Genomic DNA, 1,061 nt, shown 5'->3' with positions numbered 1-1,061 from the left:
GAATCCTGTGTGTTGGTTCTGGTGTATGGTTTGAAGTGGGAAGGAGACCGAATGAATCCTGGTCGTCCTTTCGGACAGGCCGTGGCATGGCCCGGTCCCTTCCCACCGGTGAACCATCAACCTGAACAGTTGCACGGGGCTGTTCCAAGCAGACCCCGCACCACAGGAAGAGGCGTGGACATGATAGCCCAGAACTATGTCGGCTGCGACATCTCAAAGCAGTGGCTGGATTTTTTTGATGAGACAAGTGGCCGTCTTCGGCGCATCGACAACCAGGCCGACGCGATCGCGGCGTATGTGGCGGGCCTCGATCCCAGCCGGGACTTCGTCGTCATGGAGGCGACAGGCGTCCATGACCGGCTTCTGCGCCATGCGCTGGCCAAGGCCGGCGTGCCGTTCTCGCGGCACAACCCAGCGCATACCCACCACTATTCGAAGTCGACGAGACGGCGGGCCAAGACCGATCCTCTCGACGCCAGGATGCTGAGCGACTACGGCCGTCGCTATAATCCTGAGGCCGAGCCGGCGCCGCGCGAAGAAGTCGAGCAGCTTCAATCGCTTGCCCGCTACCGCGATCAACTGGTCGAGATGCGGGCAACGGCGAAGAAGCACCTCGCCGAGGCCTTCAATGAGATCGTCATTGCCGATCTGGAAGAGACGATCGCCTACCTCGACACGCGCATCAAGGCGATCGAGGGCCAGATTGCCGAAGTCATTCGTCAAGCCGAGGACACCGCCCGCGATTACACGCTGATGGTCTCCGTGCCCGGTGTCTCCAAGGTCGGCGCATTCTCCCTGCTGGCGCTCCTGCCCGAGCTCGGCCAGCGCTCGCCCAAAGCAATCGCCGCTCTGGTCGGCCTGGCCCCGTTCGACAACAAAAGCGGCAAGCTCAACCGCAGGAGCCAGATCCAGGGCGGGCGATCACGCGTGCGCCGCGCTCTCTACATGGCAGCCCTCACCGCCATTCGAACCTGTGAGCGCTTCAAGGCCTTCTACAGCGCACTTGCTGCCCGCTCCGGCTCCAAGAAGCTCGCCATCATCGCCGTCGCAAGGAAGCTCCT

Annotated in this window: 1 protein-coding gene; it reads left to right on the top strand. The window is 62.5% G+C overall.

The window, feature by feature from the left end; all coding sequences use genetic code 11:
- Nucleotides 1–180: 180 nt before the first annotated feature.
- Nucleotides 181–1,061: transposase (locus FJ957_RS31715; protein WP_246686025.1), on the top strand; the 881-nt coding region annotated here is incomplete at its 3' end.

Source organism: Mesorhizobium sp. B2-4-6 (assembly GCF_006442775.1).
GTDB lineage: Bacteria > Pseudomonadota > Alphaproteobacteria > Rhizobiales > Rhizobiaceae > Mesorhizobium.
This window is presented reverse-complemented; position numbering and strand designations above follow the sequence as displayed.